Origin of the sequence: Prochlorococcus marinus str. MIT 9314 (assembly GCF_000760035.1) — a bacterium.
Classification (GTDB): Bacteria; Cyanobacteriota; Cyanobacteriia; order PCC-6307; family Cyanobiaceae; genus Prochlorococcus_A; species Prochlorococcus_A marinus_B.
In genome coordinates this window covers 1-21,602 of record NZ_JNAO01000001.1, presented here as the reverse complement: position 1 = coordinate 21,602, position 21,602 = coordinate 1, and the positions used below count along the sequence as shown (strand labels likewise).

Here is a 21,602-nt window from a genome sequence, read left to right as displayed (position 1 = left end):
ATGAGATGATTAAATTATCTTAATTTTCAAATTTATATAATGGCTATAAGATTAGTTTTAGTTAGGCATGGACTAAGCAGTTTCAATGCAAAAGGATTAATTCAAGGAAGAACAGATGATTCATTATTAACCGATGAAGGATACGAACAAGCTCGAAAAGCAGGAAAAGCATTATCAAAAATAAAATTCGATAAAATCTTTTCCTCCCCACTTGTAAGAGCAGCAGAGACTGCAAAAACAATTAAAAAGACCTTCAATAAAGAACAAAATATTGTATTCGACGATAATTTGCTAGAGGTAGATCTTAGTGAATGGTCTGGTCTAAAAATTGATGAAATAAAAGAGAAATTTCCAGAAATTTACCCTATATGGAAAAATGAACCAGAAAATCTTATCTTAAAAAGAAATGACAATAAAACTTATAAACCAATTCAAGAGTTATTTTTTCAAGCAACAAATTTTGTAGAAGATATTTTAAAAATTTATCTAGACAAAGAAGATGTAAATATTTTAATTGTAGGACATAATGCAATTCTCAGATGTTTAATACTCTTGTTATTAGGAAAGCCTAAGCAAGGTTTTAGAAAAATAAGATTAGAAAATGCTTCTTTCTCGATACTCAATATTTCAAAAAAAGAAAACTCTTATAAGACTCAAATTGAATGCCTAAATCAAACTTCCCATCTTAATAAAAATATTCCAAATAAAATTGGAGATTCCAGAATATTTCTTATAAGGCATGGTGAAACTAACTGGAACAAAGAAGGTAGATTTCAAGGCCAAATTGATATCCCTTTAAATGAAAACGGAAAAGATCAAGCTAGAAAGACTTTTGAATATTTGAGACATATTTCTTTCAATAAGGCATTTTCAAGTTCAATGCAAAGGCCTTATGAGACTGCACAAATCATCCTTCAAAATAACAAAGATTTAAAAATTGAGAAAATAGATTCACTCGTAGAAATCAGTCACGGATTATGGGAGGGTAAATTGGAAGCAGAAATTAGAGAAGAGTGGCCTACTTTATTAAAAAATTGGCATGATAAACCTGAAGAAGTAATAATGCCTGAAGGTGAATGTATAAAAGATGTATCAGAAAGGTCAGTAGAAGCTTTTGACAAAATTTGTTTATCTCAAAAGGATAATGATCAAACCATCATGGTTGCTCATGATGCAGTCAATAAAACTCTGATTTGTAATATCCTTGGGATTAATTATTCAAATATTTGGATGATAAAACAGGGTAATGGCGGCATAACTATAATTGACCTTTTTAATGATCCCAATAAGCCCCCTGTGATTAGCGCTCTAAACATCACAACACATCTAGGGGGAATACTTGATTCAACTGCTTCAGGAGCACTTTAAATTAAGCCTTGTTAAAAATTTATTTTGATGAAGTCAGAGTCAGAAAAAGGCTTCATTTACTGAAAAAGCCAACTTGGCTAAGAGGCCAAAATCTGAAATATGCTTTACCAATTATCTCTTTTTTATGAAGAAATTTACTTCCAGGCCAATATCTTCCATCCCAGCTATTTGCCCTATTATCACCTAAAACTAAAAAATGATCTTCTGGCACCTTTATGTTTTCAAATTTACCACAATTACTAAATAGGGATAATGAGCACTTAAAAGAGACATAGGGTTCAGGAATTAATTTATTATTTATAATTAATTCACCATTAGAGTTTACACTTACAATTTCTCCTGGAAGTGCCACCACTCTTTTAATATAAGCATCGCAAGCTTGATCCCTTAAACCAGGAATAAAGGATATGGGAGGAAAACTCATAAAAAAACAATATCTTTTTTTTGGTAAAGGCTTAGATCTTGATGAAATTAATTTTTTGTCAAACGAGTAAGGTGAGTTAAAAACAACTATATCTCCTCTTTTTGGAAAAGAGTTTCTTAGCGATAATTTTTCAATAATTAACCTATCATTTATTTGTAATTCTGGGAGCATTGAACCAGAAGGGATATAACGTGGTTCTGCAAAAAACGATCTACAAGAAGAAACAAAAAAAGTTAATAGAATTAGTAGACCCCATTCTTTTAAAAAACTTTTTATGGAACCACTCATAGGATTAATAAAGTCTTGATTGTCTAAACTTATATAAATTGTTTTGCATATTCAATTTCATTAAAACCTAATATTACTTTTTTTCCTTCAGAAATCAAAAATGGTCTTTTTATTAATTTGCCATCATTTAAAAAAAGTTGAATAATTTCTTCCTTTGACAAACGATTAATATCAAGATTAAGAGTTTTAAAGGCTTTACCTCTTGTATTAAAAATCCTTTTCTTATCATCAGAGTATTGTTCTAAGGCTAGATTTAAATAATTAACAAGTGGAGGTTCTTTTACAATATCAATTAACTGATATTCAAAATTTTTGCTTTCAAGCCACTTGGCAGCTTTTCGGCATGTAGAGCATTTTAAATAACTGTAAAAAATTATTTTTTTCAATTTAATTTACTAATATTTGATTTCTTAAGTACTTTAAAGTTTTTCTTTTTTAGAGGCATACAACTTTTTAATAAATTTTCAACAACATCAAAATCCCTCCAACCATCAATTTGAACTGTTCTTCCATCGAGTCCTTTACTTGTTCTAAAAAATTCTGCAACATCCTCAAGCTGATTAGGAGCAATTTGATTAATACTAACTATATTAGCCTGCCTAGGATTAGCCATAGGCACACATAAAAGTTTCCCATCATATGCACCACAATCATGCATATCCAAAACTCCAATAGGTCTAGCTTTTATTAGACAACCCGCAAAAGTAGGTTCGTCCATTATCACCATTGCATCAAGGGGAGCTCCATCATCAGCGAGGGTATTTGGGATAAAACCATAATCAAAAGGGTATCTAACTGAAGAATGTAATACTCTGTCTAGGGCCATTATTCCTGCTTCAGAGCAATATTCATATTTATTCCTACTACCTGCAGGTATTTCAACAACAATATTCACTATTCCCTTCATTGGAGATGGAGGTATTGAACTAAGGTCCATCTTTTTTAAAATCGTGATTATGAATTATCTCGTTTCCTTGAGATAAAGGTCTGCCAATTAAAATGCTTATTGAAGGTAAAAAAATTGTCAAAAAGGCAACAATAATACCTAAAGATGTTATTGATAAACTCCTTATACTTAAGGGGTCATCATCATCTCTTTCAAAATCATTTCGAGCAGAATCATGAGAAGATTCTTCACTTGATTTACTTTGAATAAACTGCTTTGATTTCGTGTAACTCAAGAACTCTTAATTGGTAAAGATTAAGGAGATAATTAGACATCATTATCCTACATTTAAAATGTCAATAAATCAAAACATTGATTAGTAACTTTTTAATTACTCTTTTTCTAGCAAAGACCTGATAGATTTTAGTTCCTCCAATATTTGCACCAGTATATTTTGAGCAGCCGAGGAAGGTGTATTAAAAACCTCAACAGTAACCTCCTTAATTCTTAAAATATCTTTTGCAAATCTTGCTACTTCATTAGGATGAAATTTTAAAGGATCTTTTTGATCAGTTCTAAATTCGGGATTTAATTTTCTTGGATTAAAGCTAGGGTTTAGATTTCTTAAATCTGTATTTGTATATCTATAAACAGAAGCTCTTGATCTGTTTAGGAATTTTTGAACTTCATCAATACCTACTAATTCCTCTTCACTAGAAATATTGGAATCTATATTTTCCATAAACTTAAGAAAATGATTTAGTAGTAATGAACTTTTTAAAGAGTTTGAACTTCATTACTGAAGAAGTTAGCAAAAAGAATATTCTTAGACTAGCCGCGTTGAGGGACTCAAGACACTTTAAATTATTTTTTCACCTTAATTGATAAAATTAAATATTATTAAGGATTTTTCTGTATGCGCGTGACAACCTCATTTCCTCTGGGGACACTTCGTGACACACCTTCTGAAGCTGAGATTATTTCACATCAATTACTGTTAAAAGCTGGGTATATCCGCAGAGTTAACAGCGGTATTTATGCATATATGCCACTAATGCTTAGAGTTATTGAAAAAATATCCGCAATAATAGAGAAAGAACTTAATAGTATTGGTTGTACAAAATTACTATTACCCCAACTTCATCCTGCAGATTTATGGAAAAAAAGTGAAAGGTGGGAAGGATATACCGCTGGTGAAGGAATAATGTTTTACCTCAATGATAGACAAGGTAAAGAATTTGGTTTAGCACCAACTCACGAAGAGGTGATCACAAGTATTGCATCAGAGACCATAAACTCCTATAAGCAATTACCTCAATGTTTTTACCAAATTCAGACAAAATTTAGAGATGAAATAAGGCCAAGGTTTGGATTGATGAGAAGTAGAGAATTTATAATGAAAGATGGTTATTCTTTTCACTCTTCTGAAAACGATCTAGCTTCTTTCTATGAAAAGGTGGGCAATGCTTATGAAAATATTTTTAAATCTTGTGGACTACAGACAGTAGGGGTTGAAGCTGATAGTGGAGCAATTGGCGGTGCTTCATCTAAAGAATTTATGGTCACTGCTGATGCTGGGGAAGATTCCATTTTGTTCACTGAAAGTGGTTCTTATGCTGCCAATATCGAAAAAGCTGTATCTTTACCCTCCCAAACTATTCCACTAAAAGATAATATTCCAGAGTGGTTGGAAACACCTCATCAAAAAACAATCTTAGAAGTTTGCGATAATAATAATCTAGACCCAAGTCAGATTATTAAAGTAGTAATATTCCTTGCACAGTTCGAAGGTGAATTTAGTGTCCCAATTCTTGCATGCATAAGAGGCGATCAACACATAAATGAAGTAAAGCTTTTTAACTTAATCAATAAGCTTTATCACTTAAATCTCATTAATCTTAAAAAGATTGAAGACAAAAATACTATCGAAGTAAATCTAGTTGATTTACCCTTAGGTTTTATCGGGCCAGATTTAGATAATAAAACCATTAAAGCTAGTTCTAATTGGGAAAAAAAATGGACAAGAATAATTGACCATTCTGCAAGTGACCTTTCAAAATTTATAAGTGGTGGGAATAAAGTTAATTTCCATAAAGTTTTTCAAGAATTTTCTTTTGATTCTAAAGACTATCTAATTGGGGATATCAGGAATGCCAAAAAAGGAGATAAAATAAGTATTTATAATGATGAAGTACTTAAAGAAAAAAAAGGTATCGAGATTGGACATATTTTCCAACTAGGTCAGAAATATAGTGAAAAATTAAATGCCAAGTTCTCTGATAAGGACGGTCAGTTAAAAAATTTATGGATGGGTTGTTACGGAATTGGAGTGACAAGAATAGCTCAAGCTGCTATCGAACAGAATCATGATCAAAAAGGAATTTGTTGGCCTATCCAGATTGCTCCTTTTGAAGTTATTATTATCCCAACAAACCTAAAAGATCCTATTCAAAGTGACCTTACTGAGGAAATTTATAACAAATTTTTAATTAATAAAATTGATGTCCTTCTTGATGATAGAAACGATAGAGCTGGAGTGAAATTTAAAGATGCGGAATTAATTGGTATTCCTATTCAGATAATTATTGGCAGAGATTCTATTAATAAAGAAGTAGAACTTTTATGCAGAACAAATAATACTAAGCTAAAAGTTAATACTGATAAATTATTAGAAACATTTATTTCCGAATCTAAAATAATGTACAATAAAAAGTCTTGAGGCTTATTTTTTTTGGGAGCTAAGTTATGTTAATGAAATGGACATCAAAATTATTTTTTAAAAATCTTACCAAAGCCATATCTTTTGCAATATCCTTAATTGTTGTTTTTACGCTCTTTAGTTCCCCTTCCATAGCTGCTAAAACGGCTATGACAGGTGACTATACAAAGGATACAATTTCAGTCGTTAAAACATTACAAACAGCTGTTGATACTCCAAAAGATTCTCCAAATAAAGATGAAGTAAGAAGTGAGGCTCTTACACTCATAACTGACTATATTTCTAGATATAGAAATAGAGGGATGGTGAATAAAACGCAATCATTTACCACAATGCAAACAGCATTAAATGCTATGGCAGGTCATTACAAAAACTTTGCAAGTAGACCTTTACCCGATAAACTTAAAGAGCGTTTAACCAAAGAATTTTCTCTTGCTGAAAAAATGGTTCTAAGAGAAAGTTGATACAATTCATTTACTTTTTAAAAGTAAACCAAGATTTTTGAATATATTAAATATTCGCACAAAAATAATGCTCTTCTAAAATTGGCCAATGTTGTTGTAATCGGAGCCCAATGGGGTGACGAAGGAAAAGGTAAAATTACGGATTTACTTAGTCGTTCGGCAGATGTTGTTGTTCGCTATCAAGGGGGAGTAAATGCAGGTCACACTATAGTCGTAGATGATAAAGTCTTAAAATTACATTTAATTCCCTCAGGGATACTTTATAAAAATACTTCTTGTCTAATTGGTTCGGGAACTGTAGTAGATCCAAAAATCTTGCTCAAAGAAATTGACATGTTAATTGATAATGGAATTGATATCTCAGGATTACAAATTTCATCAACATCACATGTAACAATGCCTTACCACCGAATATTAGATGAAGCGATGGAGGCTGATAGAGGTTCAAACAAAATAGGGACAACAGGTCGTGGGATTGGCCCAACTTATGCGGATAAGTCACAAAGAAATGGCATTAGGATAAGAGACTTGCTCAATAAGGAAAGGCTAAGTGATGTGATCGAAATTCCATTAAGAGAAAAAAACGGTCTATTAGAAAAAATCTATGGCATTAAACCACTTAAATTAGAAGATATTGTTGAAGAATATCTTGACTATGGGGAAAGATTATCAAAGCATGTTGTTGACTGCACGAGGACTATTCATGCAGCTTCAAAAAACAAGAAGAATATTCTTTTCGAAGGTGCTCAAGGGACTTTACTTGACTTAGATCATGGGACTTATCCTTTTGTTACCTCATCAAACCCTATATCAGGAGGGGCATGTATTGGAGCTGGAGTGGGTCCAACTTTAATTGATAGAGTCATAGGTGTCGCAAAAGCTTATACCACAAGAGTAGGTGAAGGGCCATTCCCAACTGAATTACAAGGAAGTATTAATGATCAACTCTGTGATAGAGGCAGTGAATTTGGAACCACTACTGGGAGAAGGAGAAGATGTGGGTGGTTTGATGGAGTTATTGGTAAATATGCTGTATCTGTAAATGGTCTTGATTGTTTAGCCGTTACGAAACTTGATGTGTTAGATGAATTAGATGAGATTCAAGTTTGCATTGCATATGATCTCGATGGAGAGGAAATAGACTACTTTCCTACAAATTCAGATGACTTAAAAAAATGTAAGCCAATTTTCAAAAAATTAAAAGGTTGGCAATGTTCAACTGCAGATTGCAGAAAACTATCTGATCTCCCAGAAAATGCTATGAATTATCTAAGATTTTTAGCTGAATTAATGGAGGTTCCAATTGCCATTGTCTCGTTGGGGGCGAATAGAGATCAAACTATAGTAATTGAAGACCCAATACATGGTCCTAAAAGAGCACTGCTAAGGTAATTTAGTTCCAAATTAATGAAGGAATCCTTTAGACATTTTGAACATAAAAAAGTTGATCTCATTGGTTTGGGCAACGCAATAGTAGATATTATTGTAAATATTGAAGATGAGTTTCTTGAGATAAATAATCTGGATAAAGGATCAATGAATCTAATTAATTCTGATGAATCTCAAAGATTGTTAAAAAATTGCAAAGTGATAAAACAAATTTCAGGTGGGTCTTCAGCAAATACCGTTGTTTCTTTAGCAGAATTAGGCAATCATGTGCAGTTTATAGGAAGAGTGAAAAATGATCGATTTGGGAATTTCTTTTCTGACGATATAAAAAAAAGTAAAACTATATTTAATACTCCACCAACTATCGAAGGCGCTCCAACAGCTCATTCAATCATTTTGGTTACACCTGATGCACAAAGAACTATGTGTACTTACCTAGGAGCATCTGTAGAGTTTGAACCAAAAGACATTGACTTTAATGTAATTAAGGAAAGTAAATACTTATATCTAGAAGGATATTTATGGGACAGCGAATTAGCTAAAAAAGCTTTTATTAAAGCCGCCCAAATTGCAAAACAATCTAATACAAAAATAATCCTTTCTTTGTCTGATTCATTTTGTGTAGGTAGACATCGGGAGAGTTTCTTGGAATTAATTTATGAATATATAGATATTGTTTTTTGTAATGAATCCGAGGCGTTAAGTCTATTAAAAAATGATAAATTAGCAAGCTGTCAAGAAGACCTATCTTCCTTATGTGAATTAGTCATAGTAACTCTCGGAAGCAATGGTTCTCTCATAGTTAACAAAAATAATGTTGAAATAATTGAGTCAATAACGAAAGGGAAGATTATTGATACTACAGGAGCGGGAGATATCTATGCGGGAGGATTCATCCATGGATTAATAAACAATTGTTCTCTCAAAAAATGTGGAGAGATAGCTTCAATTTGTGCTGGTCAAATAATTACGCAATTAGGATCCAGATCAGATATTGATCTTAAAGAGTTAATAAAATAGATTTAATCAAATAGTCTTATTCAACCAACCATAATATTTCATCTCGGCATGGTATTTTTTGTAAATAATTTGAGGGACATCATATGTGGAATTTTTATTTACGAAATCAATTAAACAATCTTTAAATTCTAGTTTACTTTTTATTGTAATTTCAAACTCTTTAGTTTCTTCAATATCATCATTCCACTTATAAATTGAAAAAATTTGCTTTATAGAAACACAAGCTGCAAGTTTATTTTGTATTAGTAATTTAGCCATTCGCAAAGCATTTGCGTTATTAGATTCAGTTGTGATCATGACTAATACTTCCATAATGAATTAAACATCAATATTTTTTAATTATTTGATTTATCAAATTGTGATATTGATCAAAAGAGTAAGAATATTCATTTTTAACTTTCGGCCTTTTAACCAAAAATAACTTCATTTTACTTCCAGAAACTATACTCTCCCAGTTTTTCTGGGAATAACTTCCAGATTCTCTGCATAAAACATAATCTATCTCCCAAAAATCACAAAGTTTTTTTTCTAAAATGCTTTTATTATTTTTACTCGGTGAAAGTATCGCTATATTTGTATTTTTAATACATGATCCAAAAGCTTTAGTTATACTCTCATAAGTTGGAAGTACCCTTGCGAATACATTTGCTTTACAATTCATATAATAACTAGCTGTATCGTTAAGGAATCTTGAGCCTATTGCTAGAAGAATATTTTTATTCTCAATATCAACGTTATTTATATCCTTTAAATCATCAATATAAAAAAAATTATTTGTGTTATTTATTAGAGATTTCCTCTCAAATAGTAAAAGAGGTGTATTAATCTCTTTACATGCATTATTAAGATTTTTAGAAATTATTACGGCAAACGGATGAGTAGCATCGACAACGCATGTGATTTTATTTTTATTTATGAAATTAATTATTTGATCTTTATTATTTAATTTCCCCGTAATGATATGTAACTTTGGATTTTCAATATAAGCTTGCCCTGCTTTATAAGTTAAAACACTTGCAAAGACTGAGTAATTAAGTTCTAGAAGCCTATTAGCTATTACAGGTCCATCCGAAGTTCCTGATAGGATCCAAACATTTTTATAGCAATTTCCTTGATTCTGCATCAGTATATCTTTAATTAAATAGTAAGTAATGAATCATTGTTTAATTCAGGCGGTCATTAATAGCGCTCCCCAAATGAGGTATACCAAAGAGAACCAAACTCCAATTGCAGAAATGATTGTTAATTTTAAAGGATTACGTACTGAAGATCCAACCAGAGATCTCAAGATCATAGGATGGGGAAATATTGCCCAAGAAATGGTAGATGAACTAAAGGAGGGGCAAAATATTGTAATTGAGGGACGTTTAAAGATGAATTCTGTCACCAGAAAAGACGGAACTAAAGAAAAGCAACCGGAACTAACAGCTTCAAAGATTCATCAAATATCGCCAGTTGAAGTTATTAAGTCTGATCAAAAAGAGAATAATGAGTCATTTGAAAAAAAAGAGAGCAACAAAAACTCTAGTTGGGATAGTTCACCATTAGTACCTGAAGTTGACGAAATACCTTTTTAAATCAAATATCAACATTATTTTCTTGAACACTTATAATAAATTTGCTTATTTTTCTTTCAAGTGCGGCAAGTTCCCCTCTAATTTCTGGCCATTTACCCTTATCAAGATTTTCTAATAGCCATGATCTATCTTGATCAAGTTTAAAAATTAAATCTCCTTGATTTGCAGTATTAGTATCTTGCATAATACTTGTTAGACCATTTTATACTCATTCTACTAAATCAAAATGAAGAAATACCTATCCCCTGGAAACTTAATAGTAACCGCTGGGGGTATATTAGCTTTTGTTGGAATGACTGCTTATTTTACAGACTCAGTAAATTTAAGTGTACCTACTTTTTTTTATGGAGTACCTATTTTTTTAATTGGATTAGGTTTAAAGACTTCCGAAATACCTCCTGTAGAGTTGTTTAACAAGAAAGATTTTGCGACAAATAAATTTAATAGACCAAAAGAATTAACAGCACTAGTTAAAGATGTTACAAGATGGAGGTATGGGATAAAAGCTCATCTTGAATCATCATTAGAATCTTTAAATTTATGGGACGAAGATAATCCCCCTCAATTAAAAGAAATAGAGGAAATTGCAAAAGAAGAAAAAAATGGTCTCAGAATGCGTTTCGAATTAAACGCTGTCCCTCTAGAAAAATGGATTGAAAAACAAGAAAGGTTAAACAGGTTTTTCGTCAAAGGTCTTGAATCAGAATTTATTATCGACGATAATAAAAAAGAATTTGATTTTATTCTCTTTTATTGAATATAGGGATATATTTGTAAAAACCTAATTTCTCAATTCAATCAAGTTTTAATGAATTTTAATAATGAATGATTCTCAAAGAGTATCAATATTAAGCGAAGCACTTCCATATATACAAAGTTTCTCAGGTAGAAAAATTGTTATCAAGTATGGCGGTTCTGTTATGGAGAATGATAATTTAAAAAATGCTTTTTTTAGAGACATAGCACTTTTATCAACCGTTGGGGTTTGTCCGATAGTAATTCATGGAGGCGGACCCGAGATTAATAATTGGTTAAAGAAATTAGAAATATCTCCTAAATTCGAAAATGGATTAAGAATTACTGATCAAAAAACAATGGAAATTGTTGAGATGGTTCTAATGGGTAGAGTTAACAAACAAATTGTAAAAGGCATTAATAAAACAGGATCCTTAGCTGTGGGAATATCAGGTCTTGATGGCAACTTAATTCAATCTAGAGAACTAGGAGATGGGAGCCATGGGTTAGTGGGAGAGGTTACAAAAATCAATCCTGAAATATTAGATCCTCTTATTTCTAAAGGATACATACCAATTATTTCTAGCATTGGATCAACCTTGGAGGGTATTTCCCATAACATCAATGCAGATTTTGTGGCTGGAGAAATTGCTGCTTCAATAAATGCAGAAAAACTTATTCTTCTTACTGATACTCAAGGGATTTTAAAAGAAAAAGATAACAAAAATAGTCTTGTTGAAAAAACTAATCTCAAAGAGGCGAGAGATTTTATTGATAAAAAAATTGTGACTGAAGGTATGATTCCAAAGACAGAATGCTGTATAAGAGCTTTAGCACAAGGAGTCAAAGCAGCTCACATAATTGATGGAAGAATAGAACATTCATTACTTCTTGAGATTTTTACAAATTCTGGAATAGGTACAATGATAGTCGCCTAAGCCATGAAAACTTATGAGCAAGTTTTAGAAAAAGTAGAACTTGCTTTAGCTAAAGGTGAGTATCATTACTGTATTGAATTTCTTTTACCCATAATCGAATCATTTCCTTTATCAAGTAAAGAGGGAGTAAATTTAAGAACAATCTTAATTACTGCTCTTTGTGGTATCAATAAAAAGGAGGAAGCTAAAAGTTTTTGTAGAGAACTTCTAAAATCTTACGATAATAAGACAAGAGAAAATGCAAAATATTTGATGGAAGTTATAGACTCTCCTGAAATTAAGAAGCCAGAAAATTGGAACGTACAGTTTGAAAGCGACCCGTCACTCAATAAAAAATCTCTTAACTCACTGCGCAAAAAAAGAGAAGTATTGAAGAAAAAAAAATTTATTAATGTAACTGAAACACCAACTGGTGAAACAAAAACCTTTCAGAGAGGCTTTTCACTTATCATTTTTTTAATACTATTATTATTAATTCCGCTTTTAAGTGGCTGCGTTAAAATTGAGGATACTCTTGACCTTAGTGAACTTGATTCAATAACCAATAATTTAGTGATAGAAAGTAAATACATAAAGAAATTTCCTTGGCAATTAAAATTCGAAGAGAATATGAAAGATATTTTTCCTGACGCAGAAATTGAACAAGACGAATCAACCTTTTCTTTAAAACATAAAAATCTCAATTTAGAAGATACAAAACAAGTTCTTAAAATTACCCAAAATATCGCTGGAGAATTAGCGGGAGGATCAACAAATATAGAAATTAATACTACTCAAAAAAACTTCATTTTTTTTAAAAAATACTTTTACAGGTTAAATATGGATATAAATTCTATTCAAGGTATTGATAATTTAGAACTCATTTTCAAAATTATTCATCCTAATAAAGCTATCCTTACTGATAAAAATAATTCAAATTTAGAAATCGCAAAAAATCTAATAATTTGGAATTTAAATCAAGGACAGATAAATAGTCTTGAATTTTCTTTCTGGAGCCTCAACAAACTTTTGATTGGCATATCTATTATTTTAATAATTATAATATTGGCTTATTTATTAAGATTCTATAGATTTAAATTAGGTTCAGATTTACCTCAACTTCCATCAAAGTAATTACAACTCTGCTGGATTAACATCTATTGTTAAAAAAACATTTTTTGGAATAAGTTCCCATAATATTGATCTATCAGGTAGAGGTATCTTTGTTCCTTCAGGGCCATGTATTAATATCTGCCATCTAAATTTTTTACCGACTTTAGCAATTAAACTAGGAGCAGGACCAATTAATTTCCAGTTCTTTTTCTCACAAAAATTAAGAAGATATTTTGCTAATTTTAATGCAATTGACTCAGTTAATTCATAATTCTCGCCTGATAATTTAAGAAGGCAAATCCTGCAAAATGGAAATAAATTAGCCTCTTTTCTCAATTTCGAGTTTTCACTTAAGAATCTTTCATAATCTCTTTTCTGAAGATACGAAATAACCGGGTGGTTAGGTTTATATGTTTGAAATATTACTTTTCCTTTTTTTTGAGCCCTGCCTGCCCTGCCAGCTAATTGCAAAAACAATTGTAATGATTTTTCTTCTGCTGAAATATCTGGGCGATGAAGCAACCCATCTGCTGCAATAACTACTGAAAGAGTAATATTGGGGATATCAATCCCTTTGGCCAACATTTGAGTTCCCACAAGTATATCAGCATCGCCTTTGGAGAACTTTGAAAGAATATCTCTATGACCATCTTTCCCTGAGGTTGTATCTCTATCAAAGCGAAGTACTCTTAAGTCAGGAAATTCTTCATTTAAAAACTCTATTACCCTCTGTGTACCTATTCCAAAAGGTTTAAAGGCAGTTGAATGACAATCAGGACAACTATTGATCAATCTCGATTTATGATCACACCAATGACAGCTTAACCATTTTTTTCCTTGTGAACCGAGATGCACTGATAAAGGAACGTCACAGTTAGGGCAATTTATTAAATATCCGCAATTTCTACAACTTAAAAACCCACTGTGCCCCCTCCTAGGGATCAAAATTATTGCCTGCTCTTTCTTTAAGCGTAGTTGAGGAAGCAATTGTAATAATTCATTTGAAAAAATTTTCATATTTCCTTTCTTGAACTCATCACGCATATCAACAATTTTTATTTCAGGAATCTCATTACTAGATATCCTTTGAATCATTCTTACCAATTTAAAATTCTTTTCAAAAATACACTTTTTCCAAGTCTTCATTGATGGGGTTGCACTCCCAAAAATTAACTTTGCAGAATTCCTTTTTACAATTTCAATAGCAATCTCTCTTGCGTCATAACAAGGCATAGGACTGTCTTGTTTATAAGAAACATCATGCTCTTCATCCATGATTATTAATCCTAGATTTTTCATTGGAAGAAAAACTGCGGACCTTGTTCCTATCACTATTAGAGGTTCATTAGCATTATTAATTTTCTTCCAAACCATAGTTCTATGATTGGGAGAACAGTTACTATGATATTCATAAATCCCATTATTAAATCGCCGACTAAACCTATCAATAAGTTGAGGAATTAGTCCGATTTCTGGGGCAAGTATCAAACAACTTTTTTTCTTATGTAATTGATCTTCAGCAATTCTCATATAAACTTCTGTTTTACCTGAACCTGTTTCGCCCCAAAGAAGTAAAACATCTCCTGGTTTCATTGTTTGAAATTCTTGAAATGCAATTTTTTGCTCATTTGTAAGATTTGGTCTTTTCGTTGCAATATGATCATTTAAAAAGGAATTTAATTTAGTATTTATATTTTTTTTTCTTTTAGATTTAACAAGGTAATTTTTACTAACCATTGAATTAATTAGAGTGTAATTAAAACCAGACTTTATTAATTCACTTTGCCAATTACCTTTTACAGGCAAAGTATTCATTAAAAAAAATTCTTTTTTAGTTAATCCATTTTTCTTAATATCAAATTCTTTTTTAGTTTCAATCCATGTTTGATCTTTTAAACCTTTAGAAAAATTCTTATATTTACCAATCCAGCCAGGGGGAAATGCAGTTTTAAACATTTTTAAATTACTAACCATATAAAAAGAGGCTAGGGACTCTATCCATTCTCTCCAAGAGTCATCAATTATTTTTTTCTGCAAAATACTTTCAATAAACAAATATCTTATGCTTTTTCCTCCAGTAATATTTGCTTCATCATTATTGATTGTCGAAAAATTTTTTTTTGAGATCACCAATCCATTCAATAATCTTCCTCTTAATCTCGCACTTACAATATCTCCAACTTCTACCCCAAGATTATTTCCATCTAAATAGTAAAAGCTTTCATTACTACTACCTATATCAAGCAAAATTTCCAATTTGTAGGAGATATTTAATAACTGATTACTTGCCGGCTTCAAAACTTTTTCTTAGTATTGGATTGTTGAACATTCCACAAAGTGTTTTTTGCACATTGTAAGTATCCTGCTCTTAAGGGAGACATGAAGCTTTGATCATTGACTGAAAATTCAAAAAATGATCTGCCTGTCTGAGAAATCCCAAGACTTTTTACTTAGGTAATCTATAGCACTATTTAAATTTTTCAACAATTTAGAAAACTTTTATTATTCTCATTTTGTGAAAAAGTTTTTTAAACAATAAGGGGAACTTTACTACTAAATGTTCAAATTAGCCCTAAATAAAATTTTATCTAGTTAAATTCACCGTAGAAAGGAGTCAATTATGTGTCCAGTAGCAGCAGAATCAAAGAATTTCAAGCCTAGTTCAAAAAAAAAGATCAATAAAAAAATTAATACAGATTTAGAAACAGTAGTTGAAGAAGATAGTAATAAAAGTATTCAAAATTTACAGACATCTTCAGAGTTAAACAAAAGCAGTATTGAAAATAATAATGAGTTTAGTGATTCTGAAGAAGAAGATAAAGGGCTCGGAAATGTAAAGCTTGGGCCAAAAGGTATCTACACTGAAGATTCAATAAGAGTGTATCTTCAGGAAATTGGAAGAATTAGACTTTTAAGACCAGATGAAGAAATTGAGCTTGCAAGAAAAATTGCTGACTTACTCCAATTAGAAGAGCTGGCAACTCAATATGAGTCAGAAAAAGGACATTTCCCATCTGTTAGAGAATGGGCAGAGTTAATAGATATGCCTCTTCCCAAATTTAGAAGAAGACTTCTCTTAGGTAGGAGAGCTAAAGAAAAAATGGTTCAATCAAATTTAAGATTAGTTGTTTCCATTGCAAAAAAATATATGAATAGAGGTTTATCATTCCAAGACTTAATCCAAGAAGGAAGTTTGGGTCTAATTAGAGCAGCGGAAAAATTTGACCATGAAAAAGGTTACAAGTTCTCAACATACGCAACTTGGTGGATTCGCCAAGCTATTACAAGGGCAATTGCGGATCAAAGTAGAACCATTAGATTGCCTGTTCACTTATACGAGACAATATCCAGAATTAAAAAAACTACAAAAGTGCTTAGCCAAGAATTTGGTAGGAAACCTAGTGAAGAAGAAATCGCTGAGAGTATGGAAATGACAATTGAAAAATTAAGGTTTATAGCTAAAAGTGCCCAGCTTCCTATTTCTTTAGAAACTCCAATAGGTAAAGAAGAAGACTCTAGACTCGGAGATTTTATAGAAGCTGATATAGAAAATCCAGAGCAAGATGTTTCTAAAACTCTATTAAGAGAAGATTTGGAAGGAGTTTTAGCCACTCTAAGTCCGAGGGAAAGAGATGTTCTCAGATTAAGATACGGAATTGATGATGGAAGAATGAAAACTCTTGAAGAAATTGGTCAAATTTTTGATGTTACGAGAGAAAGAATTAGGCAAATAGAAGCAAAAGCCCTAAGAAAACTTAGACATCCAAATCGAAATGGTGTTTTAAAAGAATATATAAAATAAAAAAAGTTAAGTAAAATTTTCAGCTTTAAAAACTTGCAAAAGAATAGCTTAAGATAGATTCGACTCTATATTTAATTTAAACTCAAAATAATATTTAATGACTAATTTTAAGCTGAAAATAGCTAGTAGAAGAAGTAAACTAGCAATGGTTCAAACTTTATGGGTTAAAGATCAACTAGAAAGGAATATTCCCAATTTAGAGGTATCTATAGAAGCTATGGCAACTCAAGGTGACAAAATCCTAGATGTGGCCTTAGCAAAAATAGGTGACAAAGGCTTATTTACAAAAGAACTTGAAGCACAAATGCTCGTTGGCCATGCAGATATAGCAGTACATTCTCTGAAAGATTTACCAACCAATTTACCTAGTGGCCTTAAATTAGGATGCATTACAAAAAGGGAAGATCCTGCAGATGCTTTAGTAGTAAGCAAAAAAAATGACTGTTATAAATTAGAAACCTTACCTGAAGGTTCGATTGTTGGAACAAGCTCTCTAAGAAGACTTGCACAATTAAGAAATAAGTACCCACATCTTGTTTTCAAAGATATCAGGGGAAATGTCATAACAAGAATTGAAAAATTAGATAGCGGAGAATTTGATTGTATAATTCTTGCGGCCGCTGGTTTAAAGAGATTAGGCTTTGAATCAAGAATTCACCAGCTTATACCAAGTGAAATTTCCCTTCATGCTGTTGGCCAAGGGGCTCTGGGCATTGAATGTAAATCTGATGATAAAAAAGTTTTAGAAATTATAAATGTCTTAGAAGATAAACCAACTAGTCAAAGATGTCTGGCGGAAAGGGCTTTTTTAAGAGAACTTGAAGGTGGATGCCAAGTCCCAATAGGTGTTAATAGTAGTATTGATAACGGACAACTTTGCCTTACTGGTATGGTAGCCTCTCTTGATGGAGAAAGGCTTATAAAAGATCAAGTTATTGGAAATATTAATGACCCTGAACTGCTAGGTATAGAACTAGCAAAGAGACTAAAGCTCAAAGGTGCAGACAAAATTCTCAGCGAAATATTTGAAGAATTTAGAGAAAACAAAAATTAGTTAATTTACTAATTTAGGATCAATTTCTTTTTTGTATCTTTCTTCACAATCTTTAATCACTTTAACGGCTTCTTCTATTCCAAAAAAACCATTTACAGTACATGTTCCAGGTTTTTTTAGATCTTTATAGTGCTCCCAATAATACTTTGTTTCTTTTAACCAATGCTCTCCAAGATCTTCATAACTTGAGATATGATCCATTCTTTTATCATCTGCGAGAACCGCTATTACCTTATCATCGACCTCGCCACCATCATCAAATTTCATGACACCAATTATCCTTGCCTCCACAATAGAACCCGGTATCAATGGCTCAGTAACACTTACAATTTCGACATCAAGTGGATCTCCATCTTCATCCCATGTCCTTGGTATACATCCATAAGCAAAAGGATAAGCAAGTGAAGAATAACCTACCCTATCAAGTTTAAGGTGGCCCGTTTCTGTAATTAATTCATATTTATTTATTGTATTAGAGTTCAATTCAACAATAGTGTTTATGATTGTATTTGAGCTATCAGTGAAAGCATTTAGTATATGCAATAAATTTGGTGTAACCCTGCTTGGGGGTTGATTAAGGTTTGCCATCAAGAAATATTTTTTTATTTATCTTACATCCTCACACTCAACCAAATTCTTTAAAAGTAATGTTTCAGCAAAAATCATTTATTTTAGACTTTAAATGATTAATAAAATAGTTTGGCGATAGTTCTTCGTTAGTGACTTTTCTTATCAATTCCATAGAATTAACTGATCTACCAAATTTATGAACATTTTTTCTTAACCAAAGTATGATTTTTTGATATTCACCATTTTGGATTAAATCATCTATCAAACCAATCTCTCTTTCCATTTGAGAAGATATTTGCGCACTTATAAGATGACCTAACAAATATGAAGGGAAATATCCAAATGCCCCTTCGCTCCAATGAACATCTTGAAGACAACCTTCAGAATCATTAGAAGGTCTTATTCCTAGAAGTTCACTATACCTTTTATTCCATTCCTCTGGAATATCTTCAGCAGGTAACCCTCCCTCAATTAAATCTATTTCAAGTTCAGTTCTAACCAGAATGTGTAACCCATAAGTCAATTCATCTGCCTCAACCCTATTTAATCCTGCTTCTAAATGATTTATAGATTTCCATAGTTCAAAGTAATTATTTAATGTACATCCAGCTGAAACAAATTTTTTAAAAAATCTTTTCGAAAAAGATTTTGATTTAACTACTCTATTTTCCCAAAATAATGATTGACTTTCATGTATCCCCATGGAAGTTGCTTGACCTAAAGGCCAAGCAAACCACTGATGACTTTGTGATGGCAGACCTTGCTCATAAATTGAATGTCCCCACTCATGTGCAGTTGCTAAAAAACTTGATAATGGTTCACCTTCAACGATTCTTGTCGTAATCCTATAATCATTAGGCCCTAATGTAATCGAAAAAGGATGAGGGGATTTACCGACAACAACTAGACCTTTATCTCTACCAAACTCATCAAGTAATTTAGAACATAAATTCTGTTGAGATTCTGGACTTAAATCCCAGTGATATTTCTTAGACTTGTTAATTCCTCTAATCAACTCTGGTAGAGCGTCTTTCAAAGGCTGAAACATTTTATTCAACCACTTTAAAGTTAATTCCGGTTCAAAAGGCTGGGCTAAAGTCTCCCAAGGTGAATATTGATCTGATATTTGTTTTGCCTCTTCAATCCGTAATTTAACTAGTTCTTTGAAGAATGGAAGGAAAACTTTAAAATCTGATTTTTTCTTAGCTTCTTGCCAACTTTCATATCCTTTAGATTTTGCCTTTGCTAAAGACGCAACTAATTTAGGATCTAAATTTTTCGCTCGATTAAATTCCTTGATTAAAAGATTAATGTTTTTTTCTTTACCTTGAATAAAAAGTTGATTATTGGAGTTTTGTTCAGTATTTAATAATTCATTCTTAGCGGATTGTATTAAATCAGAAAATTCTTCAGAAGAATTTCTTCTATGCAAGGTTTTTGCAATATAGGTAAGTTGTTCAGATCTCCAAGAAGCTCCCTTCTTGGGCATCCCTGTATTCTGATCCCAATAAAGTGTATTTTGAATTGAACCTAATATTTGAGTTTCTTTAAGATAAGCCCCCAGCTTATTCCATTGAATTTCGGCCAAAATTTAGAGATAAATTTAATTTATTCTAAGATAAAATTTTTGATGTTTGCATTTAACATACATTGTTTATCCATAATAGAATATTAATTAATTAAGTTTTTAGATTACATAAATGGAACAAATATTCTCAAAATTAGAATTTACAACTAATGGTGAGGGTTTTATTGACATAACAAATGATTTGAATTTATTTATTGAAAAAAACAATTTTGATTCGGGAATTTTAAATTTAACTTCACTTCATACCAGTTGCAGCTTAACAATTAACGAAAATGCTGATCCAAACGTGCTAAGAGACTTGAAAAAATATATCCAATCTATAGTCCCATATAATTCCTACTTGACTTTATCAAAAAACAGAGAAGAAATTTCTTATAAACATTATCAAGAAGGAGCTGACGATATGCCAGCACATATTAAAACATCTTTAACTAACACCTGTTTATCTTTGAGTTTTCAGGATAGGAATATTATACTTGGAACATGGCAAGCAGTTTATTTATGGGAACATAGATTTGATCAAAGAAAGAGAATTTTAAATGTACATATAATTGGTGAGAAAAGGCAAAATATTTATAATGTAATTAATAAAAACTAATATTAATCATTTAATGGAACCTTACCTTTTGCAAGATGAAGAATTGCGGGAATTAATTGTCAAAATACCGGGCTGGGAAATTAACAATGCACAAATCCAGAAAGATTTTAAATTTAATAATTTTATTGAAGCCTTCTCATTTATGACCAAAATTGCTTTAATCTGCGAAAAATATAACCATCATCCTAACTGGGAAAACGTTTATTCAAAAGTAACAATTAGGTTAAGTACACATGATTTGGGGGGCATAACAAATCTGGATCAAACAATAGCTTTAGAAATAAATAAAGTTTTCTATCAATAAAATTAAAAATTTAAATTAATTCATTTACAAAATTAGTGAAAATGTCTAAAAAGTTATTACCTGTTACGATTATTAGTGGATTTTTAGGTTCTGGCAAAACTACACTTTTAAATTATATTCTAAAAAATCAAATTGGTCTTAAAACAGCTGTTTTGGTTAATGAATTTGGAGAGATAGGAATTGATAATGACTTAATAATAGAAGGCTCAGAAGATATGATCGAATTAAATAATGGATGTATATGTTGCACTATTAATGGTGAATTATTAAATACAGTATCCAAAGTTTTAGAAAGATCTGAAAAAATAGACTATTTAATTGTCGAGACTACCGGGCTAGCAGATCCATTACCAGTAGCGATGACTTTTGCAGCTGGAGATCTTCGAGAAAAAGTAAGATTAGATTCAATCATCACTGTGATTGATGGAGAAAATTTTGATTTTAAAATTAATAATAAAAGTGTCGCCTATGCTCAGATTTTATACGGTGATATCCTTTTACTAAACAAATGTGATTTAGTCAACGAAGAACAATTAAAGAAAGTCGAAAAATTCATTAATAAAATAAAAAAAGAACCAAGGATATTGAGATCAACCAATAGTGAAGTTGGATTACAAACAATAATGAGTGTAGGTCTATTTGAAACAGATACTTTTAAATACGATAAGGATAAAGAAGATGTAGAAGACAATTCACACGATCATTCTTCACATGCACACGATCATTCTTCACATTCACACGATCATTCTTCACATTCACACGATCATTCTTCACATTCACACGATT

The 21,602-nt window shown here is 31.4% G+C and carries 25 protein-coding genes; 14 read left to right on the top strand and 11 right to left on the bottom strand.

The window, feature by feature from the left end; translation table 11 throughout:
* Positions 1-39 precede the first annotated feature (39 nt).
* Positions 40-1,368, top strand: coding sequence for a histidine phosphatase family protein (locus EU98_RS08520; protein ID WP_032514886.1), 1,329 nt, complete (start codon positions 40-42; stop codon positions 1,366-1,368).
* 52 nt (positions 1,369-1,420) lie between these two features.
* On the opposite strand, the gene lepB is transcribed toward EU98_RS08520, so the two are convergent.
* From lepB to EU98_RS08545, 5 genes are all read right to left on the bottom strand, one after another.
* Positions 1,421-2,080: a signal peptidase I gene (gene lepB, locus EU98_RS08525; RefSeq protein ID WP_032514885.1), complete on the bottom strand. Its 660-nt coding sequence runs from the start codon at positions 2,078-2,080 to the stop codon at positions 1,421-1,423.
* Between the two features lie 29 nt (positions 2,081-2,109).
* Complete coding sequence (locus tag EU98_RS08530; protein WP_032514884.1) at positions 2,110-2,466, bottom strand: Spx/MgsR family RNA polymerase-binding regulatory protein; 357 nt, start codon at positions 2,464-2,466, stop codon at positions 2,110-2,112.
* Complete coding sequence (locus tag EU98_RS08535) at positions 2,463-3,017, bottom strand: inorganic diphosphatase (RefSeq protein WP_011862531.1); 555 nt, start codon at positions 3,015-3,017, stop codon at positions 2,463-2,465. Before EU98_RS08535 ends, EU98_RS08530 begins: the two co-directional genes overlap by 4 nt.
* On the bottom strand, positions 3,007-3,261 hold the full coding sequence (locus tag EU98_RS08540; protein ID WP_032514883.1) for a hypothetical protein: 255 nt from the start codon (positions 3,259-3,261) through the stop codon (positions 3,007-3,009). Before EU98_RS08540 ends, EU98_RS08535 begins: the two co-directional genes overlap by 11 nt.
* A 96-nt stretch (positions 3,262-3,357) precedes the next feature.
* Positions 3,358-3,708: a hypothetical protein gene (locus EU98_RS08545; protein WP_025887761.1), complete on the bottom strand. Its 351-nt coding sequence runs from the start codon at positions 3,706-3,708 to the stop codon at positions 3,358-3,360.
* A 174-nt stretch (positions 3,709-3,882) separates the two neighbouring features.
* Here EU98_RS08545 and EU98_RS08550 point away from each other — a divergent pair, with 174 nt between their 5' ends.
* From EU98_RS08550 to EU98_RS08565, 4 genes are all read left to right on the top strand, one after another.
* Positions 3,883-5,685, top strand: coding sequence for a proline--tRNA ligase (locus EU98_RS08550; protein ID WP_032514881.1), 1,803 nt, complete (start codon positions 3,883-3,885; stop codon positions 5,683-5,685).
* A 26-nt stretch (positions 5,686-5,711) separates the two neighbouring features.
* Positions 5,712-6,149: a photosystem II protein Psb27 gene (psb27, locus tag EU98_RS08555; RefSeq protein WP_032514880.1), complete on the top strand. Its 438-nt coding sequence runs from the start codon at positions 5,712-5,714 to the stop codon at positions 6,147-6,149.
* Positions 6,150-6,230: 81 nt separating this feature from the next.
* Positions 6,231-7,541: an adenylosuccinate synthase gene (locus EU98_RS08560; RefSeq protein WP_032514879.1), complete on the top strand. Its 1,311-nt coding sequence runs from the start codon at positions 6,231-6,233 to the stop codon at positions 7,539-7,541.
* 15 nt (positions 7,542-7,556) lie between these two features.
* Positions 7,557-8,558, top strand: a complete 1,002-nt coding sequence (locus EU98_RS08565) for an adenosine kinase (RefSeq protein ID WP_032514878.1) — start codon at positions 7,557-7,559, stop codon at positions 8,556-8,558.
* Positions 8,559-8,564: 6 nt separating this feature from the next.
* Here EU98_RS08565 and cutA read toward each other — a convergent pair whose 3' ends face one another.
* Positions 8,565-8,855 carry a divalent cation tolerance protein CutA gene (gene cutA, locus EU98_RS08570; protein ID WP_241466368.1) on the bottom strand — a complete coding sequence of 97 codons (291 nt, stop codon included), beginning with the start codon at positions 8,853-8,855 and terminating at the stop codon, positions 8,565-8,567.
* A 28-nt stretch (positions 8,856-8,883) separates the two neighbouring features.
* On the bottom strand, positions 8,884-9,681 hold the full coding sequence (gene cobK / locus EU98_RS08575; RefSeq protein WP_052045495.1) for a precorrin-6A reductase: 798 nt from the start codon (positions 9,679-9,681) through the stop codon (positions 8,884-8,886).
* A gap of 28 nt (positions 9,682-9,709) precedes the next feature.
* Between cobK and EU98_RS08580 the strand changes: the two genes are divergently transcribed.
* The gene (locus EU98_RS08580; RefSeq protein ID WP_032514876.1) at positions 9,710-10,135 is read left to right on the top strand and encodes a single-stranded DNA-binding protein; all 426 of its coding nucleotides are present in this window, start codon (positions 9,710-9,712) and stop codon (positions 10,133-10,135) included.
* A gap of 1 nt (position 10,136) precedes the next feature.
* Here the strand turns inward: EU98_RS08580 and EU98_RS08585 are convergent, their stop codons facing one another.
* On the bottom strand, positions 10,137-10,319 hold the full coding sequence (locus EU98_RS08585; RefSeq protein WP_032514875.1) for a hypothetical protein: 183 nt from the start codon (positions 10,317-10,319) through the stop codon (positions 10,137-10,139).
* Between the two features lie 42 nt (positions 10,320-10,361).
* Between EU98_RS08585 and EU98_RS08590 the strand changes: the two genes are divergently transcribed.
* The 3 genes from EU98_RS08590 to EU98_RS08600 all read left to right on the top strand — a co-directional run bounded on the left by EU98_RS08590 (position 10,362) and on the right by EU98_RS08600 (position 12,921).
* Positions 10,362-10,892, top strand: a complete 531-nt coding sequence (locus EU98_RS08590; protein WP_032514874.1) for a DUF2854 domain-containing protein — start codon at positions 10,362-10,364, stop codon at positions 10,890-10,892.
* Positions 10,893-10,956: 64 nt separating this feature from the next.
* Complete coding sequence (gene argB / locus EU98_RS08595; RefSeq protein ID WP_032514873.1) at positions 10,957-11,808, top strand: acetylglutamate kinase; 852 nt, start codon at positions 10,957-10,959, stop codon at positions 11,806-11,808.
* Between the two features lie 3 nt (positions 11,809-11,811).
* Positions 11,812-12,921, top strand: coding sequence for a DUF3153 domain-containing protein (locus EU98_RS08600; protein WP_032514872.1), 1,110 nt, complete (start codon positions 11,812-11,814; stop codon positions 12,919-12,921).
* Here the strand turns inward: EU98_RS08600 and priA are convergent, their stop codons facing one another.
* Positions 12,922-15,198, bottom strand: coding sequence for a replication restart helicase PriA (gene priA / locus EU98_RS08605; RefSeq protein WP_032514871.1), 2,277 nt, complete (start codon positions 15,196-15,198; stop codon positions 12,922-12,924).
* Between the two features lie 322 nt (positions 15,199-15,520).
* On the opposite strand from priA, the gene rpoD reads away from it, so the two are divergent.
* Together rpoD and hemC are read left to right on the top strand one after the other, a co-directional pair.
* Entirely contained in the window at positions 15,521-16,702 is a 1,182-nt protein-coding gene (rpoD, locus tag EU98_RS08610; RefSeq protein WP_032514870.1) for an RNA polymerase sigma factor RpoD, read from the top strand.
* Positions 16,703-16,799: 97 nt separating this feature from the next.
* On the top strand, positions 16,800-17,756 hold the full coding sequence (gene hemC, locus EU98_RS08615) for a hydroxymethylbilane synthase (RefSeq protein WP_032514869.1): 957 nt from the start codon (positions 16,800-16,802) through the stop codon (positions 17,754-17,756).
* On the opposite strand, the gene EU98_RS08620 is transcribed toward hemC, so the two are convergent.
* Both EU98_RS08620 and EU98_RS08625 read right to left on the bottom strand, forming a co-directional pair.
* Positions 17,757-18,344, bottom strand: a complete 588-nt coding sequence (locus EU98_RS08620; protein WP_032514868.1) for an inorganic diphosphatase — start codon at positions 18,342-18,344, stop codon at positions 17,757-17,759.
* Between the two features lie 64 nt (positions 18,345-18,408).
* Positions 18,409-19,914 (bottom strand): carboxypeptidase M32, encoded by a 1,506-nt coding sequence (locus EU98_RS08625; protein WP_032514867.1) that lies wholly within the window; start codon positions 19,912-19,914, stop codon positions 18,409-18,411.
* A gap of 112 nt (positions 19,915-20,026) precedes the next feature.
* Here EU98_RS08625 and EU98_RS08630 point away from each other — a divergent pair, with 112 nt between their 5' ends.
* The 3 genes from EU98_RS08630 to EU98_RS0108640 all read left to right on the top strand — a co-directional run.
* Entirely contained in the window at positions 20,027-20,512 is a 486-nt protein-coding gene (locus EU98_RS08630; RefSeq protein ID WP_032514866.1) for a secondary thiamine-phosphate synthase enzyme YjbQ, read from the top strand.
* 13 nt (positions 20,513-20,525) lie between these two features.
* Entirely contained in the window at positions 20,526-20,816 is a 291-nt protein-coding gene (locus EU98_RS08635) for a 4a-hydroxytetrahydrobiopterin dehydratase (RefSeq protein WP_032514865.1), read from the top strand.
* A gap of 41 nt (positions 20,817-20,857) precedes the next feature.
* Positions 20,858-21,602, top strand: a 745-nt coding sequence (locus EU98_RS0108640; protein WP_032514863.1) for a CobW family GTP-binding protein, incomplete at its 3' end; no start/stop codon positions are given.

Excerpts from the sequence above, each read along its gene's own strand:
- EU98_RS08545 (WP_025887761.1), bottom strand. The coding sequence starts at position 3,708 with ATGGAAAATATAGATTCCAATATTTCTAGTGAAGAGGAATTAGTAGGT.
- EU98_RS08585 (WP_032514875.1), bottom strand. The coding sequence starts at position 10,319 with ATGCAAGATACTAATACTGCAAATCAAGGAGATTTAATTTTTAAACTT.
- argB (WP_032514873.1), top strand. The coding sequence starts at position 10,957 with ATGAATGATTCTCAAAGAGTATCAATATTAAGCGAAGCACTTCCATAT.
- rpoD (WP_032514870.1), top strand. The coding sequence starts at position 15,521 with ATGTGTCCAGTAGCAGCAGAATCAAAGAATTTCAAGCCTAGTTCAAAA.
- EU98_RS08590 (WP_032514874.1), top strand. The coding sequence starts at position 10,362 with ATGAAGAAATACCTATCCCCTGGAAACTTAATAGTAACCGCTGGGGGT.
- psb27 (WP_032514880.1), top strand. The coding sequence starts at position 5,712 with ATGTTAATGAAATGGACATCAAAATTATTTTTTAAAAATCTTACCAAA.
- EU98_RS08620 (WP_032514868.1), bottom strand. The coding sequence starts at position 18,344 with ATGGCAAACCTTAATCAACCCCCAAGCAGGGTTACACCAAATTTATTG.
- EU98_RS08630 (WP_032514866.1), top strand. The coding sequence starts at position 20,027 with ATGGAACAAATATTCTCAAAATTAGAATTTACAACTAATGGTGAGGGT.
- EU98_RS08565 (WP_032514878.1), top strand. The coding sequence starts at position 7,557 with ATGAAGGAATCCTTTAGACATTTTGAACATAAAAAAGTTGATCTCATT.
- EU98_RS08520 (WP_032514886.1), top strand. The coding sequence starts at position 40 with ATGGCTATAAGATTAGTTTTAGTTAGGCATGGACTAAGCAGTTTCAAT.
- lepB (WP_032514885.1), bottom strand. The coding sequence starts at position 2,080 with ATGAGTGGTTCCATAAAAAGTTTTTTAAAAGAATGGGGTCTACTAATT.
- EU98_RS08535 (WP_011862531.1), bottom strand. The coding sequence starts at position 3,017 with ATGGACCTTAGTTCAATACCTCCATCTCCAATGAAGGGAATAGTGAAT.
- cobK (WP_052045495.1), bottom strand. The coding sequence starts at position 9,681 with ATGCAGAATCAAGGAAATTGCTATAAAAATGTTTGGATCCTATCAGGA.
- EU98_RS08635 (WP_032514865.1), top strand. The coding sequence starts at position 20,526 with ATGGAACCTTACCTTTTGCAAGATGAAGAATTGCGGGAATTAATTGTC.
- EU98_RS08550 (WP_032514881.1), top strand. The coding sequence starts at position 3,883 with ATGCGCGTGACAACCTCATTTCCTCTGGGGACACTTCGTGACACACCT.
- hemC (WP_032514869.1), top strand. The coding sequence starts at position 16,800 with ATGACTAATTTTAAGCTGAAAATAGCTAGTAGAAGAAGTAAACTAGCA.
- cutA (WP_241466368.1), bottom strand. The coding sequence starts at position 8,855 with ATGATCACAACTGAATCTAATAACGCAAATGCTTTGCGAATGGCTAAA.
- EU98_RS08600 (WP_032514872.1), top strand. The coding sequence starts at position 11,812 with ATGAAAACTTATGAGCAAGTTTTAGAAAAAGTAGAACTTGCTTTAGCT.
- EU98_RS08580 (WP_032514876.1), top strand. The coding sequence starts at position 9,710 with ATGAATCATTGTTTAATTCAGGCGGTCATTAATAGCGCTCCCCAAATG.